Source organism: Nonomuraea sp. NPDC049725, assembly GCF_040674795.1.
GTDB classification, from domain to species: domain Bacteria; phylum Actinomycetota; class Actinomycetes; order Streptosporangiales; family Streptosporangiaceae; genus Nonomuraea; species Nonomuraea ceibae.
Window position 1 is genome coordinate 785,637 of the sequence record NZ_JBFANJ010000002.1, and the last position, 15,549, is coordinate 801,185.

Below are 15,549 nucleotides of genomic sequence, written 5' to 3' on the forward strand. Positions count from 1 at the left end.
GTACGAGCTGCCGAACGTCCCGCGCTCCCGAACGTCCCGCGCTGCTGAACGTACGGGCTGCTGAACGTACGGCGCTCAGGACGTGCGGGGCTCAGGGGCCTACGGCGCTCAGGACGTGGTGGCCAGGACGAGCGGGAGGACGGCCGGGGCGCCCGCGTGGCGCACCAGGGCGGCGGCGAGCGTCATCGTCCAGCCGGTGTCGACCCGGTCGTCGATCAGCAGCACGGGCCCGCCGCAGGCGGCCACGGCAGCGCCCACCTCGCGCGGCATCGCCAGCGTCGCCCGCACGGCCTGCACCCGCTTGGCGCTGTTGAACTGCTGTCCGGGCGGCCCCGACCGGTAGCCGAGCTCGCCGAGGTAGGACAGCCGGCCCACCTGCGCCAGCCGTTCGGCGAACCCGCGCACGAGCAGCGGGCGCGACGCCGACGGCACGTTGACGACGGCCACCGGCCGCTCGCGCCACTCCCACGCCGACAGCACCTTGACCACGGCGGCGAACATGTCGTCGGCCATCGGCCCGTCGGCCCCGGCGAACAGCTCGCGCAGACGGTTGCCCCAGCCGATGTCGGTGAGCCTGCCCAGCGCTCGGCCCGGCTCGGCGCCCAGCTCGGGCTTGATCCGCCCGGACAGGTCGGCCAGCCCGGTCGGCCACTGCTTGCGCGCCTCGATGTCGACGCCGGGCCTGCTCAGCCGCTCGCGGGCGGTCTCGACGGCCCCGGCGGCGATCTCGGGTGAGCGGTGGCGTCCGGTGCAGTTGTCGCAGCGGCCGCACGGCCGGGCGGCCTCGTCGTCGAGGCGGCGGCGCAGGTATTCCTCACGGCAGTCGGTGGTGGTCAGGTAGCCGAGCATGGCGTCCTGCTCGGCCTTGCGCTCGGCGGCGATGCGGGAGTAGCGCTCGGCGTCGTAGGACCATTCCTCGCCGGTCGACTCCCAGCCGCCCTTGACCCTGCGCACGGCGCCGTCGACGTCGAGGACCTTGAGCATCATCTCCAGCCGGCTGCGGCTGAGGTCGACGGCGGTCTCCAGGGCCTGCGTGGACATGACGCCGCGCTCGGCCAGCGTCTCCAGCACGGTGCGCACGACCGGCTCCGGCGGGAACGCCAGCGAGGTGAAATAGGCCCAGATGTCGCGGTCCTCGGTGCCGGGCAGCAGGATCACCTCGGCCCGCTCGACCCCGCGGCCCGCGCGGCCGACCTGCTGGTAGTAGGCGACGGGCGACTGCGGCGCGCCGACGTGGACGACGAAGCCCAGGTCGGGCTTGTCGAAGCCCATGCCGAGCGCGCTGGTGGCGACCAGCGCCTTGATCTTGTTGTTGAGCAGCGCCTCCTCGGCCGCCAGCCGCTCGGCCGGGTCGGTCTGGCCGGAGTAGGCGGCCACCTCGTGGCCCTGCTCGCGCAGGTAGGAGGCGATCTCGTGGGCGGCGGCCACGGTCAGCGTGTAGACGATGCCGGAGCCGGGCAGCTCGTGCAGCGTCTGGGCCAGCCAGGCCAGCCGCTGCTCGGCCGACGGGAGGCGTACGACGCTCAGGTGGAGGCTCTCGCGCTCCAGCGGGCCGCGCAGCACGAGGGTGTCCTCGCCCATCTGCTCGGCCACGTCGCGGGTGACGCGGGCGTTGGCGGTGGCGGTGGTGGCCAGCACCGGGATGCCGGGCGGCAGCTCCTCGAAGAGGGTGGCGAGCCTGCGGTAGTCGGGCCGGAAGTCGTGACCCCAGTCGGAGATGCAGTGGGCCTCGTCGACGACGACCAGCCCGGCGCTCTCGGCCAGCTCGGGCAGCACGTTGTCGCGGAAGTCGGGGTTGTTGAGCCGCTCGGGGCTGACCAGCAGCACGTCGACGAGGCCGTCGGCGACCTGGCCGTAGACCTCCTCCCACGCCTCGGGGTTGGCCGAGTTGATGGTGACGGCGCGGATGCCGGCGCGCTCGGCGGCGGCGATCTGGTTGCGCATGAGGGCGAGCAGCGGCGACACGATGACGGTCGGCCCCTCGCCGAGCTCGCGCAGCAGGGCGGTGGCGACGAAGTAGACGGCCGACTTGCCCCAGCCGGTGCGCTGCACGACGAGCACCCGCCGACGGTCGACGACCAGCGCCTCGATGGCCTTCCACTGGTCGTCGCGGAGCCTGGCGTGCTCGCCGGCCAGCGCGCGCAGCTTCTCCTCGGCCTCTTCGCGCAGCATCCCGGCGTCGGGGGCGTCAATCATGTGTCCCTTGTTACCAGGTTTCCCCGACGATTCGCGCCCGCGAGCGGCGGAACCCGCCATCGGCGCGAAGCGTTGAGCGTACGTCACCCCTGGAGAGCACGGCCCTCAGGAGGGTTCATGGCGGAGTTGTCACTCGCGCGACGTGCCCGGCGGCCGGCGGTTCCGCGTCTTGCTTTCGCGCGGGTCGTCACGGTGGTGCTGCTGGTGGTGGGGATGGGCGCGGCGGGCTGCGCGGGGACGGACGTGAAGGCGTCCTACCGGCCGATGTTCCTGCCGGTCAAGCTCGAGTGGGGGCCCGGCGGGGTGAAGGTCACCGGCGACGCCTCGATCGCCACGCCGATCGGCGTGTTCTCCGTGGGCGCCGAGCACAGCCTCGTGGCCAAGAAGCAGAACGCCCTCTACGTCATCTTCCGCGACCACGACGGGGTCCTGCCCGGCTCGCCCGTGACGGGCACCGACCTGGTGTACGAGGTGCTGAGCGGGGGCGGCCGGTTCACCGCCGTGGTCAACGGCACGGCCGTCATCCAGGTCGCCAACCAGGAAGTGCTCATCGACGTCACGGACGGCACGCTCAAGGTCATCGAGTTCCAGGGCGCCCAGGCGATCATGCAGGAGCGGCCCAGCGGGCTGGCGCAGCGGTGGCAGGAGTTCTGGGACGGCTGCCTCTACACGCCGATGTCGCTGTCGCGGTGGGCCTACGACGACTCGACCATCGACCAGTGGTTCGGCCTGGGGTTCGTGCTGTTCCTGGTCCGGCTGGCCCTGGCGCTCGTCCTCGGGGTGGCCGACCTGCTGCTGACCGCCGGGTGCTTCCTGGCCGCCGTCGCCTTCGTGGTGGCCGGTCCGACCGGGCGCAACATCGTGTACGGCGTCGAGGTCCTGTTGTTCCTCGTCCTCGTGTTCGGGGCGCGGTCGCTGGCCTAGCGATTTCGGGGCAAGATCGGCACAAAAGTGATCATGTGGGCGTCCAGGCGCACGGCGAAGCACGTCGGTGTCGCGGGCACCCGCGTTTCTTCGGCACAATGTTCGACATGGCCCGACGTACCCCTGCACCCCCGACTGAGGACTTCGAAGAGCGGATCGTCGACATCGACGTCTCCTCGGAGATGCGCACGAGCTTCCTCGAGTACGCGTATTCGGTGATCTACCAGCGTGCGCTGCCCGACGCCCGTGACGGACTCAAGCCGGTGCAGCGGCGCATCCTCTACTCGATGAGCGAGATGGGCCTGCGCCCCGACCGGGGGCACGTCAAGTCCTCCCGCGTCGTCGGCGACGTGATGGGCAAGCTCCATCCCCACGGCGACACCGCCATCTACGACGCGGTGGTGCGCCTGGCGCAGCCGTTCTCGATGCGGCTGCCGCTGGTCGACGGGCACGGCAACTTCGGCTCGCCCGACGACCTGCCCGCCGCCATGCGTTACACCGAGGCCCGGCTGGCCCCGGCCGCGATGCTCATGGTGGAGTCGCTCGACGAGGACACCGTCGACTTCAAGCCCAACTACGACGGCCAGGAGACCGAGCCCACGGTCATGCCGTCGGCGTTCCCCAACCTGCTGGTCAACGGCACGACCGGCATCGCGGTCGGCATGGCGACCAACATGGCGCCGCACAACCTGGCCGAGGTCGTGGCCGCCGCCCGCCACCTGATCAAGAAGCCCACGGCCACGCTCGACGAGCTGATGAAGTTCATCCCCGGCCCCGACCTGCCGACCGGCGGCACGATCACCGGCCTGCAGGGGGTGCGTGACGCGTACGAGACGGGCCGCGGCACGTTCCGCATGCGCGCCAAGTGCGCGGTCGAGCAGATCACGCCGCGCCGCAAGGGCATCGTCGTCACCGAGCTGCCCTACAACGTCGGCCCCGAGCGCGTGGTCACCAAGATCAAAGAGCTGGTGACCAGCAAGAAGCTGCAGGGCATCGCCGACCTGAAGGACCTCACCGACCGGCACAAGGGCCTGCGCCTGGTCATCGAGATCAAGAACGGCTTCATCCCCGAGGCGGTGCTCGACGAGCTCTACCGGCTCACGCCGATGGAGGAGACGTTCGGCATCAACAACGTCGCGCTGGTCGACGGCGAGCCGCGCACGCTGGGCCTGCGCGAGCTCCTCCAGGTCTACGTCGACCACCGCATCGAGGTCGTCCGCCGCCGCTCCGAGCACCGCAGGCGCAAGCGCGAGGACCGCCTCCACCTGGTCGACGGCCTCATCGTCGCGCTGCTCAACATCGACGAGGTCATCCAGGTCATCCGCTCCTCCGACGACTCCGGGCAGGCCCGCGAGCGGCTGATGGACGTCTTCGACCTGACCGACATCCAGGCCGCCTACATCCTCGACACCCCGCTGCGCCGCCTGACCCGCTACGACAAGCTGGAGCTCGACCGCGAGAAGGAGACGCTGACCGACGAGATCGCCGAGCTGACCGGCATCCTGTCGTCCGAGACGCGGCTGCGCCAGGTCGTCTCCGGCGAGCTCGCCGAGGTGGCCAAGAAGTACGCCACGCCGCGCCGCACCGTGCTGCTGGAGGCGTCCGGCGTCTCCCGCACCGCGACGGTCGAGCTCCAGGTGGCCGACGACCCGTGCCTGGCGCTGCTGTCGTCCACCGGCCTGCTGGCCCGCACCTCCAACGCCGACCCGCTGGCCGCCACCGGCGACCGCACCGCCCACGACGTGCTCGTCTCCGCCGTGCGCACCACCGTCAGAGGCGAGGTGGGCGTGGTCACGTCACTCGGCCGGCTCATCCGCGTCCAGGTGGTCGACCTGCCCACGCTGCCGCCGTCCGCCGGCCCGCCCTCCCTGTCGGGCGGGCATCCCGTCTCCGAGTACGTGTCGCTCCAGCCCGACGAGACCGTGGTCGGCCTCGGCTCCCTCGACCCCGAGAGCCCCGGCCTGGCCCTCGGCACCGCGCAGGGCGTGGTGAAACGGGTGGTGCCCGACTATCCGGCCAACCGTGATGACTTCGAGGTGATTACCCTCAAGGACGGCGACACCGTCGTCGGCGCCGTCGAGCTCGACTCCGAAGAGCACGACCTGGTGTTCATCAGCTCCGACGCCCAGCTCCTGCGCTACCAGGCGGCCCAGGTGCGCCCCCAGGGGCGGCCCGCGGGCGGCATGGCCGGCATCCGGCTCGACGGCGGGGCGCGGGTCATCTGGTTCGGCGTCGTCGACCCGGCCCGGCCAGGCCAGGTCGTGACGGTCGCCGGCTCCTCCACCGCGCTGCCCGGCACCCAGGTCGGCGGCGGCAAGGTGTCCGACTACGCCGAGTTCCCCGCCAAGGGGCGCGCCACGGGCGGCGTACGCGCCCAGCGCTTCCTCAAGGGCGAGGACGTCCTGCTGCTCGCCTGGGCCGGGCCCGCCCCGGCCAAGGCGGTCTCCTCGGTCGGCAAGCCCGTGCCGCTCCCCGACGAGATCGGCCGCCGTGACGGCTCGGGCGTGCGCCTCACCCACACCATCGGCGCCATCGGCGGCCCCCTCGCCTCCTCCCCTGACGCCCCCGAGGAAGAAACCCCCCAGGACACCGAGTAGCCGCCGCCTGAGCCCCGGCACGCTGCCGCCGCCTGAGCCCCGGCACGCTGCCGGCGCCGGGGCCCTTCACGGACGGGCCGTACGGACGCCCGCCATTTGAGGCGGCGCCCTGAACGGCCCGTAGGCGGACCCGGACGCGCGGACAGTCGTGGTGCCGCGGGCCCTGAACGGACGCTGGACACAGGCGGATGGCCGGCAACGCGGGCTGGCGCGGGGCCTGGGCGGGCAGGCGCAGGGCGCGAGTCTGGTCCCTCTGGTTGGGGCCTGGCGCCCGCCGTGCGCCTTGGAGGCTACGGCGGGCGTGTCGCCAGGGGGCCCGGACGGCCGGGCGCGGGGCGCGGGCGCGTAGGCCGGTGCCTGGGTCAGTCGGCGATCGTGAGGCAGAACGGGTGGCCGGCCGGGTCGAGGTAGACGCGGAAGTTGTCGCTCTCGCTCGGCTGGACCTCGTGCTTGGTGGCGCCGAACTTGAGCACCTGCTCCTCGGCCGCGTCCAGGTCGTCGACGACGGTGTCGATGTGGAGCTGCTGGGGCCGTTCCCCCTCGGGCCAGACGGGCGGCCGGAAGTCGCCGACCCGCTGGAAGGCCAGGCGCATCGACGAACCGGTGTCCTTCAGCACGACCCAGTCGTCCTCGTCATAGATCACCGGCCAGCCGAACAGCCGGGAGTAGAAGTCCGCCAGCTTCTTCGGGTCGGGGCAGTCGATCACCGTGGAGTGGTACTCCGCGATGCCCTTCATGGCTCACCTCCGGGATGATGGTCCGCATGGCTGCGAACTCGTTCATGGTTCCTCTCGGCACGCCCGCGCCCCCGTTCGACCTCACCGCCGTCAGCGGCGGCAGCGTCTCGCTCGGCGATCTGCGCGGCTCGCCGGCCACGCTCGTGGTCTTCCTGTCCAACCACTGCCCGTACGTCCGCCACATCGAGCACGGCCTGGGCGCGCTGGCCGCCGACTACGGGTCACGCCTGTCGGTCGTCGCCATCTGCAGCAACGACAGCGTGAACTACCCGGACGACGATCCGACACACCTGGCCGAGCAGGCGGCCCGGGCGGGGTTCGGCTTCCCGTATCTGCTGGACGACACGCAGGAGGTCGCCAAGGCCTACCGGGCCGCGTGCACGCCCGATCTGTTCCTCTACGACGCCGACTTCCGGCTGGCCTACCGGGGTGAGTTCGACGGCTCGCGGCCCGGCAACGGGGTGCCGGTGACGGGCTCGTCGGTGCGGGCCGCGATCGACGCGCTGCTGGAGGGCGTGCCGGTCAGCGCGGATCAGGTGCCGGCGATCGGCTGCGGCATCAAGTGGAAGCCCGGCAACGCGCCGGCCTAGTGTGACTCCCATTCGGTGGCGGCGGTGATCGTGGCGGGCAGCGACAGCAGCAGCTCATGCGGCTCGCCGCCCTGCCAGCCGCGCACCAGCCGGTCGCCGGCCGGGCCGGGGTTGAAGTCCTCGCACCCGAGCGGCCCGTAGCAGCCGGCCTGGTCGAGCATGAGGATGAGCGGGTCGTCGTCGGGCAGCGCCGCGGCGTAGGCGGCGGCGTCGAGCAGGGCCAGGGCGCATCTGGCGTTGCGGCCGCCGTCGTTGGACTCCACACGGTCCAGGCGGCGCCTGGCCTGGGCTCGGAAATACGCGGCGAGCGACTCGGACCTGCTCAAGACGACCCTCTTCTACGTCACGTTGGGCTAGCACATCATCGCGCTAAGTTAGCAGTGATCGGGGGTCGTTCGCGAAGTACGGCAGGCCGCCACCCCGCGTTTTCGCGAGGGACGAGCATGGGATCATCAAGGACATGGATGCCTTCGACGACGTTTTCGCCGGTAACGCGAAGTTCGCTAAGAAGTTCAAGGAGTCTGGGCTCACCGGCACCGCCGCACGCGGGCTCGCGGTGGTCACCTGCATGGACTCACGGATCGACCCGCTCGGACTGCTCGGGCTCAAGCCCGGCGACGCCAAGATCCTGCGCAACGCGGGCGCCCGCGTCACCGACGACGTGCTGCGCACGCTGGTGCTGGGCGTCTACCTGCTCGGCGTGCGCCGGGTGCTCGTCATGCCGCACACCGACTGCGGCATGACGAAGGTGACGGACGCCGACGTGCACGACCTGACGCAGAGCAACGGCGTCGACACGCGCAGCCTGGAGTTCCACACGGTGCCTGACCAGCACGCCGCGCTGCTGCACGACCTGACCCGCATCACGTCCTCGCCCTTCCTACCGGCGGACATGCCGGTGCAGGGAGCGATCTACGACGTGCGCTCGGGCGTGTTGCGGCCCGTGGGGTAGCGCCCCGCGAAGCGCCGGCTCGCGGGGATGACGGCCCCGCAGGATGGCGCCCCGCAGGAGGGCGGGCCGCAGGAGGGCGGGCCGCAGGAGGGCGGGCCGCAGGAGGGCGGGCCGCAGGAGGGCGGGCCGCAGGAGGGCGGGCCGCAGGAGGGCGGGCCGCTGGGTGGCGGCCCGCAACGTGGCGGGCCGCAGGGCGGGGGTGGTCAGGCGTCGATGTGGTCGCGGTCGACCTCGGCCGCGCTCTTGACGATGAACTCCCGCCGGGGCGCCACGTCGCTGCCCATGAGCAGGCTGAAGATGCTCTCGGCCTCTTCGACGTCCTCGATGCGGACCCGGCGCAGGATGCGGTGGCGGGGGTCCATGGTGGTCTCGGCGAGCTGGTCGGCGTCCATCTCCCCCAGACCCTTGTAGCGCTGCACCGGGTCCTTCCAGCGCTTGCCGCGCCGCTCCAGGTCGCGCAGCACCTTCTGCAGCTCGCCGTCGGAGTAGCAGTAGATGTACTTGTCCTTGCCCCGGCCCGGGTTGGTCAGCTCGATGCGGTGCAGCGGCGGGACCGCGGCGAAGACCCGCCCGGCCTCGACCATCGGCTTCATGTAACGGTGGAAGAGCGTGAGCAGCAGGCAGCGGATGTGGGCGCCGTCGACGTCGGCGTCGGCCATCAGAATGATCTTGCCGTAGCGGGCCGCCTCGATGTCGAACGAGCGGCCCGAGCCGGCGCCGACCACCTGGATGATCGCGGCGCACTCGGCGTTCTTGAGCATGTCGCTCACGGACGCCTTCTGCACGTTGAGGATCTTGCCGCGGATCGGCAGCAGGGCCTGGAACTCCGAGTCGCGGGCCAGCTTGGCGGTGCCGAGCGCCGAGTCGCCCTCGACGATGAACAGCTCGCTGCGGTCGACGTCGTCGTTGCGGCAGTCGACGAGCTTGGCCGGGAGCGCGGAGTTCTCCAGGGCGCTCTTGCGGCGCTGGTTCTCCCGGTGCTCGCGGGCGGCGATGCGGGCCTTGGCGGCGGCGACGATCTTCTCCAGCACGGCGCGCAGCGCCTGCTTCGTGCCGCGCGGCGGGTTGGCGAACAGCTCCTTGAGCTCGCGGCTGACCACGTGGGAGACGATGCGGGTGGCCGCGGAGGTGCCCAGCACCTCCTTGGTCTGCCCCTCGAACTGCGGCTCGGGCACCCGGATGGTGACGACGGCGGTCAGGCCCTCGGAGATGTCCTCCTTGTTGACCGGGTCGTCGCCGTTCTTCAGCAGGCGGGTCTCGCGCAGCTGCTCGTTGATCGTGCGCACGAGCGCCCGCTCGAAGCCGGTGACGTGGGTGCCGCCCTTGGGGGTGGCGATCACGTTGACGAACGAGCGCACGGTCGACTCGTATCCCTTGCCCCAGCGCACGGCCACGTCGACGGTCAGCTCGCGCTGCACCTCGGTGGGCGTCATGTGGCCCTGGTCGTCGAGGACCGGGACGGTCTCGTGGAAGTGGCCGACGCCCTGCAGCCGCAGCACGTCGCAGACGGCCTCGTCGCGGGCCAGGAACTCGGTGAACTCGGAGATGCCGCCGTCGAAGCGGAACTCCTCCTCGACGCGCTCCTCGTGGCGGCTGTCGATGACGACCAGGGTGAGGCCGGGGACCAGGAAGGCGGTCTGGCGCAGCCGGACGTGGATCTCGTCGAGGGAGACCTCGGCGTCGGGCAGGAAGATCTGCTTGTCGGCCCAGAACCGCACCCGGGTGCCGGTGACGCGCTTGGGCAGCGGGCCGCCGTCGCGCAGGCCGGACTTCTTGCGGAACTTGGCGGTGGGCCCGTCGCCGTCGAACACGCCCGGCACGCCGCGCCGGAAGCTGATCTCGTGGACCCGGCCGTCACGGTCGACCTCGACGTCGAGGCGGGACGACAGCGCGTTGACCACGGAGGCGCCCACGCCGTGCAGGCCGCCGGAGGCCGCGTAGGAGCCGCCGCCGAACTTCCCGCCGGCGTGCAGCTTGGTGTAGACGAGCTCGACGCCGGCCAGGCCGCTCTTGGGCTCGACGTCGACCGGGATGCCGCGGCCGTTGTCGCGGACCTCGATGGAGCCGTCGGCGTGGAGCTCTACCTCGATGCGGTCGCAGTGGCCGCCGAGCGCCTCGTCGACGCCGTTGTCGACGATCTCCCAGAGACAGTGCATGAGCCCGCGGCTGTCGGTGGACCCGATGTACATGCCAGGTCGCTTGCGGACGGCTTCGAGGCCCTCAAGCACCGACAGGTGACGAGCTGTGTAACCCGCCTCCACTAGCGTCACTCCAGCTCCCCTGGTCACTTGTCATCGAACACGTGTGCGTAGCCTACCGTTCTTCCCCTGCGCACGCGTACAAGCTTGCCATGCGGTCACGTTTGCCGTTACCGCCGGGCTGCTGGGCATTACTTTCGGACACATTCTGCTCTGGGCGTAGCGAGGGGGAGGTTGGGAACGTCCACGTCCGGTTAGATGTTGTTCCAAGTGACTGACGCCAGATCCTCGCTTCGGCGGGGGTGACCCGAAAGGCGATACGTGACTGGAGCTCTTGCCCCCGTTAAGCCGCTGACGGCCCTCGACCGCTGCGACCGTTGCGGTGCCCAGGCATACATTCGCGCGACCCTGCCCGTGGGCGGGGAGCTGCTGTTCTGCGCCCACCACGGGCGTCAGCACATCGCGGCGCTGCGCGAAAAGGGCGCCGACATCCTGGACGAGTCGGCACGACTCAGCGAAACCCGATCCCACGCCCCCGACGGCGAGCGCTGACCGCGCTGGCCTTGAGATAACCACATATTGCATAACAGAACGGCGATCCCGGGCCTGCTCGGGATCGCCGTTCTGCGTTCACACGGCAGATCAGCGCGCCTGGTCAGCGCACCCGGTAGTGATACGCGGCCACCGGCTCCAGCCCCTCGCTCCGGTAGAGCGCCTGGGCGGCCGCGTTGCCGGCCGTGACCACCAGGTAGGCCCGCCCGCCCCCGGCCAGCGCCCGCAGCACGCTACGCGCCAGCCCGCGCCTGCGCGCCGAGGGCAGCGTCGCCATGCAGTAGACACCGACCGTGGCGTCTTCCGTGCTCCCCTGCGGCACTCCCCTGCCGACCGCCACGGGCACGCCGTCCTCCTCCACGGCCGCGTAGCGCGCGGGCACGCCCGTGAGGATGCGCCCCGCCTCGCGCAGCCCGTCGCCGTAGCGGCCGTCGACCTGCCACCAGGTCCGCGTCCAGGCGTCCCAGGGCCGGTCCTCGACCCGTACGGGATGGCCGGGCTCGCCGGGGACAGACCCGGACATCACCACGGTCGGGTCGGCCCGCGCGTAGCCGCGCCGGTCCAGCTCGGCGTCGAGGCCGGGCGTGGCGCCCGGCCCGATGGAGAACGCGCACGCCTGCCCGCGCGCCGCGTAGAACGCCTCGGCCGCCTCGATGGCCGCGCCCAGGTCGGCCGGGACGCCGAGCGGCAGCACCGAGTTCGCGCGCTTGGTCACGCCGCCCGCGTGGCGCAGGATCCAGCCGTCGTGGCGCACCTGCTCGTAGGCGGGCCAAGCCTGGTGCACGAGAGCGTCGACGTTCATGGCCCGCGAGCCTAGCTGACCGGGTTTGACGGCATCACTCCAGGTAAGTGCCTCCCCCATCACATGGGCCGTGAAAGGGGTCGCCATGTCCAGGTCAACTGCCGCGGTCGCCGCGATGCTCCTCCTGACCGCGTGCGGCGGCGTGGGCGGCCCGAGCCGCCCGGCGGGCGAGTCGCTGACCACGATGGGCTTCGGGCTGCCCGACGAGATCGCCACGGTCCGGGTGGACGCCTTCAAGAAGGCGTACCCGGGAGTGACGGTCCGGATCAACGAGGGCGCCTTCGACGAGCAGGCGTTCCTGTCGGCGGTCGCCTCGGGCAACCCGCCGGACCTGGTCTACCTGGCCCGCGAGCGGCTGGGCAGCTACGCCGCGCGCGGCGCCATCCAGCCGCTGGACGACTGCGTCAGCCGCGAGTCCATCCCGACCGGCGACTTCTACCCGGCCGCGCGGCAGCAGGTGCGCTACGACGGCCGCTGGTACGGCATCCCCGAGTTCTCCAACTCGATCGTGCTCATCGTCAACGACCGGGCGGCCCGCGACGCCGGGATCGACCCGGCGAGCGTCGACACCTCCGACTGGGACCGCCTCGCCGAGCTGGCCAGGAAGATGACCAGGACGGACGGCGGCAAGGTCGAGCGGTTCGGCTTCAACCCGAAGCTGCCCGAGTTCCTGCCGCTGTGGGCCAAGGCCAACGGCGCCGACCTGCTGTCCGCCGACGGCCGCACCGCCGGCCTCGACGGTCCCGCCGTCGTCGAGGCCATGACGTACGCGAACCGCCTGGTCGAGTCGCAGGGCGGGTGGAAGCGGCTCAAGGCGTTCGTGGACACGTGGGACTTCTTCGGCGCCCGCAACCCGTTCGCCGAGGACCAGGTCGGCATGATGCTGGGCGAGCAGTTCCTGGTCTCCTCGATGGCCGGCACCACGCCGGACGTCGCGATCACCGTGCTGCCGTTCCGGGGCCGCGACGGACAGCCGGTCAACCTGGTGGGCGGCAACGCCTGGGCCGTGCCGAAGGGCGCGCGCAACCCGCAGGCCGCCTGCCGCTGGATGAAGACGATGACCGCAGCCGAGACCTGGATCGCCGCCGCGCGGGCCCGCCAGGACAAGCGCACCCGCGAGGGCAAGGTCAACATCGGCACCTTCACCGGCAACGCCAGAGCCGACGAGACGATCTTCGGCGAGATCGTCAGGCCGAGCGGGAAGGCGCCGTTCGACGCGGCGGTCAAGACGATCCGCGCGGTGCAGCCGGCCGGGTTCGTGGTGCCGCAGTCGCCCGCCGCGGCCGAGTTCAGGAAGGCGTGGGAGGACGCGGGCACCCGCGTGCTGCTCGGCGGCCAGGAGCCGGCCGACGCCCTGGGGCGCGCCCAGGCCGAGGCCCAGAAGGCCATCGACGGGGCGGCGTCGTGAGACCGGAGACCCGCTGGGCGTACGTCTTCGTGCTCCCCTGGCTCATCGGGCTGGTGCTGTTCCAGCTCGGCCCGATGCTCGCCAGCCTCGCCCTGTCGTTCACCGAGTACGACCTGATCTCCAGCCCGGAGTTCGCCGGGACGGCCAACTACGCGCGGATGGCGCAGGATCCCAAGGTCGCGGTGGCGATCGGCAACACCGTGCTCTACACCGCCCTGCACGTGCCGCTGGCCATCACGCTGGCGCTCGGCCTGGCGCTGATGCTGAACCGGATCGGCGGCCGGGGCGCCGGAGTCTTCCGGACGATCTTCTACCTGCCGTCGATGACCCCGTACGTGGCGGTGGGTGTGCTGTTCCTGTTCCTGCTGAACGGGCAGGCGGGCATGGTCAACCAGTTCCTCGGCCTGTTCGGCGTCGAGGGGCCGCAGTGGACGACCGACCCGGACTGGATCCTGCCGGGCATCGTGCTCATGTCGCTGTGGAACCTGGGCTCGACGACGATCATCCTGTTCGCGGCGCTGCGGAACGTGCCCGCCGAGCTGGCCGAGGCCGCGATGATCGACGGGGCCGGGACGTGGGCGCGGTTCCGGCGGATCACGCTGCCGATGATCAGCCCGGCGTTGTTCTTCGTCGTGATCATCAACACGATCGCGTCGCTGCAGATGTTCGACCAGGTGTACGCCATGTTCTTCGGCAACCAGGTGACGCAGCAGGCGTCGGGCGACTCGGCGCTGTTCTACGTCGTCTACCTGTTCCAGCAGGCGTTCCAGTTCCTGCACATGGGCTACGCCTCGGCGCTGGCCTGGGTGCTGTTCCTGGTGATCGCGCTGATCACGCTCGTGCAGTGGAAGCTCGGCGGGCGGCTGGTGCACTACGAGGCGGGAGAGCGGGCGTGAGGCGGCGGCCGTTCTTCTGGATGATGCTCGCGGCGGCATCGGTGATCTTCCTGTACCCGTTCGTGTGGCTGGTCGTCGCCTCGCTCAAGCCGCGCTCCCACACCTTCGCCGACCCGTTCGTCCCGTGGCCCGACCCGTTCGCGCCGGAGAACTACGCGGTGGTCTGGGAAGCCGTGCCGATGCTGGCGTGGCTGGTGAACACCGTGCTCGTGGGGCTGGCGGCGGCGCTCGCGGTGACGCTGTCGAGCGCCTTCGTGGCGTTCGGGTTCGCCTACTTCCGCTTCCCCGGGCGTGATGTGATCTTCGCGAGCGTGCTGGGCACGATGATGCTGCCTGCCGCGGTGACGCTCGTGCCGACGTACCTGATCTGGCACGCCGCCGGGCTGACCGGGACCCAGGTGCCGCTGTGGGCGGGCAACCTGTTCGGCTCGGCGTTCTACATCTTCCTGCTGCGCCAGTTCCTGCTCGGCGTGCCCCGGTACGTGTTCGAGGCCGCCCGGGTGGACGGCGCCACGTACCTGGACCTGTTCTGGCGGATCGCGGTGCCGCTGGCGAAACCGGCGCTGATCATCGCGTTCGTGTTCGAACTGAAGGCGAGCTGGTTCGACCTGATGAAGCCGCTGGTCTATCTGCAGGACCCGAGCCTGTTCACGCTGCCCCGGGGCCTGAAGGCCGTCGTCGACCAGTTCTACCAGGGCGGCGACCCCAAGTGGGAGCTCGTCCTGGCCGCGAGCGTGATCACCACGCTGCCGCTCGTCGTCGTCTTCTTCGCCGGGCAGCGCTACTTCGTGCAGGGCGTCGCCACCACCGGGCACCGGTGATGACCAGGGCGTATAGGGTTCGGCTGTGCTGATTCTGCTGCCGCCGTCCGAGGGCAAGGCGTCCACGGGAGACGGCCCGCCCGTCGGAGAGCTGTCGTTCCCCAAGCTCGGCCGCCCGCGCGGGCGGGTCATGAGCGCCCTGATCAAGGCCTCGCGCCGCCGCGACGCCCTGAGCGTGCTCGGCCTGTCGCCCGGTCAGGCCCCCGAGCTGGCCAAGAACCTCGCGCTCAAGGAGGCGGCCACGCTGCCCGCCGCCGAGCTCTACACGGGCGTGCTCTACGACAACCTGGCGCTGTCCGGCCTCGACGCCGACGCGCGAGCCAGGGCCGAGGAGAGCGTGCTGATCTTCTCGGGGCTGTGGGGGGTCGTGCGGCTGTCCGACCGCATCCCGCCCTACCGCCTGTCGATGGGCGTGTCGCTGAAGCCCCTGGGCGGGCTGGCGGCCTTCTGGCGCCCGCTGATCACCGCCGAGCTGGACCGGCTGCCCGGCCTGGTCGTCGACCTGCGCTCGGCCACCTACGCGGGCGCCTGGCGCCCCGGCGACCGCGGCGTGTCCGTACGGGTCTTCAAGGACGGCAGGGTCGTGAGCCACATGGCCAAGGCCACCCGGGGCGAGATCGCCAGGAAGCTCCTGGAGAGCGGCCTGACGCCCACCACCCCCGACGAGCTGGCCAAGGTCCTCGACGACCTCGGCTACTCCGTACGGCTCGCCCCCGGCAAGCTCGACGTCGACCTCTGAACGACGAAAAAAAGGGGGTGCGGCCCGCGCGGGGCGCCCCCCCCCATTTTGTCGGGGGGGGGGGCGTGGGCAGGGTGTGCGCGCGGGGCGGCGCGCGGGCGGGGGGTGGGGCCGTGGAGATTGGGGTGGTCTCGTAT

General features: G+C 71.3%; 14 protein-coding genes. 9 read left to right on the forward strand and 5 right to left on the reverse strand.

Annotated features, from left to right (window positions below; translation table 11 throughout):
* Window positions 1–108 precede the first annotated feature (108 nt).
* The gene (locus AB0J53_RS07985) at window positions 109–2,196 is read right to left on the reverse strand and encodes a RecQ family ATP-dependent DNA helicase (protein WP_357587422.1); all 2,088 of its coding nucleotides are present in this window, start codon (window positions 2,194–2,196) and stop codon (window positions 109–111) included.
* Between the two features lie 117 nt (window positions 2,197–2,313).
* On the opposite strand from AB0J53_RS07985, the gene AB0J53_RS07990 reads away from it, so the two are divergent.
* Both AB0J53_RS07990 and AB0J53_RS07995 read left to right on the forward strand, forming a co-directional pair.
* Window positions 2,314–3,120, forward strand: coding sequence for a hypothetical protein (locus AB0J53_RS07990; RefSeq protein WP_364169807.1), 807 nt, complete (start codon window positions 2,314–2,316; stop codon window positions 3,118–3,120).
* Window positions 3,121–3,227: 107 nt separating this feature from the next.
* Window positions 3,228–5,717, forward strand: a complete 2,490-nt coding sequence (locus AB0J53_RS07995; protein ID WP_364169810.1) for a DNA topoisomerase IV subunit A — start codon at window positions 3,228–3,230, stop codon at window positions 5,715–5,717.
* Between the two features lie 362 nt (window positions 5,718–6,079).
* Here the strand turns inward: AB0J53_RS07995 and AB0J53_RS08000 are convergent, their stop codons facing one another.
* Window positions 6,080–6,454: a VOC family protein gene (locus tag AB0J53_RS08000; RefSeq protein WP_219510272.1), complete on the reverse strand. Its 375-nt coding sequence runs from the start codon at window positions 6,452–6,454 to the stop codon at window positions 6,080–6,082.
* 26 nt (window positions 6,455–6,480) lie between these two features.
* On the opposite strand from AB0J53_RS08000, the gene AB0J53_RS08005 reads away from it, so the two are divergent.
* On the forward strand, window positions 6,481–7,044 hold the full coding sequence (locus AB0J53_RS08005) for a thioredoxin family protein (RefSeq protein ID WP_219510273.1): 564 nt from the start codon (window positions 6,481–6,483) through the stop codon (window positions 7,042–7,044).
* On the opposite strand, the gene AB0J53_RS08010 is transcribed toward AB0J53_RS08005, so the two are convergent.
* The gene (locus tag AB0J53_RS08010; protein ID WP_219510274.1) at window positions 7,041–7,370 is read right to left on the reverse strand and encodes a hypothetical protein; all 330 of its coding nucleotides are present in this window, start codon (window positions 7,368–7,370) and stop codon (window positions 7,041–7,043) included. The two genes, AB0J53_RS08005 and AB0J53_RS08010, sit on opposite strands and share 4 nt — an antisense overlap.
* 134 nt (window positions 7,371–7,504) lie before the next feature.
* On the opposite strand from AB0J53_RS08010, the gene AB0J53_RS08015 reads away from it, so the two are divergent.
* Window positions 7,505–7,996: a carbonic anhydrase gene (locus AB0J53_RS08015; RefSeq protein ID WP_364169815.1), complete on the forward strand. Its 492-nt coding sequence runs from the start codon at window positions 7,505–7,507 to the stop codon at window positions 7,994–7,996.
* 203 nt (window positions 7,997–8,199) lie between these two features.
* Here the strand turns inward: AB0J53_RS08015 and AB0J53_RS08020 are convergent, their stop codons facing one another.
* Window positions 8,200–10,266 (reverse strand): DNA topoisomerase IV subunit B, encoded by a 2,067-nt coding sequence (locus AB0J53_RS08020; protein WP_357587425.1) that lies wholly within the window; start codon window positions 10,264–10,266, stop codon window positions 8,200–8,202.
* A 249-nt stretch (window positions 10,267–10,515) separates the two neighbouring features.
* Between AB0J53_RS08020 and AB0J53_RS08025 the strand changes: the two genes are divergently transcribed.
* Window positions 10,516–10,746 (forward strand): hypothetical protein, encoded by a 231-nt coding sequence (locus tag AB0J53_RS08025; RefSeq protein ID WP_219510277.1) that lies wholly within the window; start codon window positions 10,516–10,518, stop codon window positions 10,744–10,746.
* A gap of 103 nt (window positions 10,747–10,849) precedes the next feature.
* On the opposite strand, the gene AB0J53_RS08030 is transcribed toward AB0J53_RS08025, so the two are convergent.
* Complete coding sequence (locus tag AB0J53_RS08030; RefSeq protein WP_219510278.1) at window positions 10,850–11,548, reverse strand: GNAT family N-acetyltransferase; 699 nt, start codon at window positions 11,546–11,548, stop codon at window positions 10,850–10,852.
* A gap of 85 nt (window positions 11,549–11,633) precedes the next feature.
* On the opposite strand from AB0J53_RS08030, the gene AB0J53_RS08035 reads away from it, so the two are divergent.
* Genes AB0J53_RS08035 through AB0J53_RS08050 form a run of 4 tightly spaced genes read left to right on the forward strand, consistent with a single transcriptional unit; the run spans window position 11,634 to window position 15,412 of the window.
* Entirely contained in the window at window positions 11,634–12,956 is a 1,323-nt protein-coding gene (locus AB0J53_RS08035; RefSeq protein WP_364169820.1) for an extracellular solute-binding protein, read from the forward strand.
* A complete protein-coding gene (locus tag AB0J53_RS08040; protein WP_364169823.1) occupies window positions 12,953–13,852 on the forward strand; it encodes a sugar ABC transporter permease in 900 nt (299 codons plus the stop codon). Before AB0J53_RS08035 ends, AB0J53_RS08040 begins: the two co-directional genes overlap by 4 nt.
* The gene (locus tag AB0J53_RS08045) at window positions 13,849–14,673 is read left to right on the forward strand and encodes a carbohydrate ABC transporter permease (protein ID WP_364169826.1); all 825 of its coding nucleotides are present in this window, start codon (window positions 13,849–13,851) and stop codon (window positions 14,671–14,673) included. Before AB0J53_RS08040 ends, AB0J53_RS08045 begins: the two co-directional genes overlap by 4 nt.
* A gap of 25 nt (window positions 14,674–14,698) precedes the next feature.
* Complete coding sequence (locus AB0J53_RS08050) at window positions 14,699–15,412, forward strand: peroxide stress protein YaaA (protein ID WP_364169829.1); 714 nt, start codon at window positions 14,699–14,701, stop codon at window positions 15,410–15,412.
* The last annotated feature ends 137 nt before the right edge of the window (window positions 15,413–15,549 follow it).

Coding starts and splice junctions, on each gene's coding strand:
- AB0J53_RS07985 (WP_357587422.1), bottom strand. CDS start 2,196: ATGATTGACGCCCCCGACGCCGGGATGCTGCGCGAAGAGGCCGAGGAG.
- AB0J53_RS07990 (WP_364169807.1), top strand. CDS start 2,314: ATGGCGGAGTTGTCACTCGCGCGACGTGCCCGGCGGCCGGCGGTTCCG.
- AB0J53_RS07995 (WP_364169810.1), top strand. CDS start 3,228: ATGGCCCGACGTACCCCTGCACCCCCGACTGAGGACTTCGAAGAGCGG.
- AB0J53_RS08000 (WP_219510272.1), bottom strand. CDS start 6,454: ATGAAGGGCATCGCGGAGTACCACTCCACGGTGATCGACTGCCCCGAC.
- AB0J53_RS08005 (WP_219510273.1), top strand. CDS start 6,481: ATGGCTGCGAACTCGTTCATGGTTCCTCTCGGCACGCCCGCGCCCCCG.
- AB0J53_RS08015 (WP_364169815.1), top strand. CDS start 7,505: ATGGATGCCTTCGACGACGTTTTCGCCGGTAACGCGAAGTTCGCTAAG.
- AB0J53_RS08030 (WP_219510278.1), bottom strand. CDS start 11,548: ATGAACGTCGACGCTCTCGTGCACCAGGCTTGGCCCGCCTACGAGCAG.
- AB0J53_RS08035 (WP_364169820.1), top strand. CDS start 11,634: ATGTCCAGGTCAACTGCCGCGGTCGCCGCGATGCTCCTCCTGACCGCG.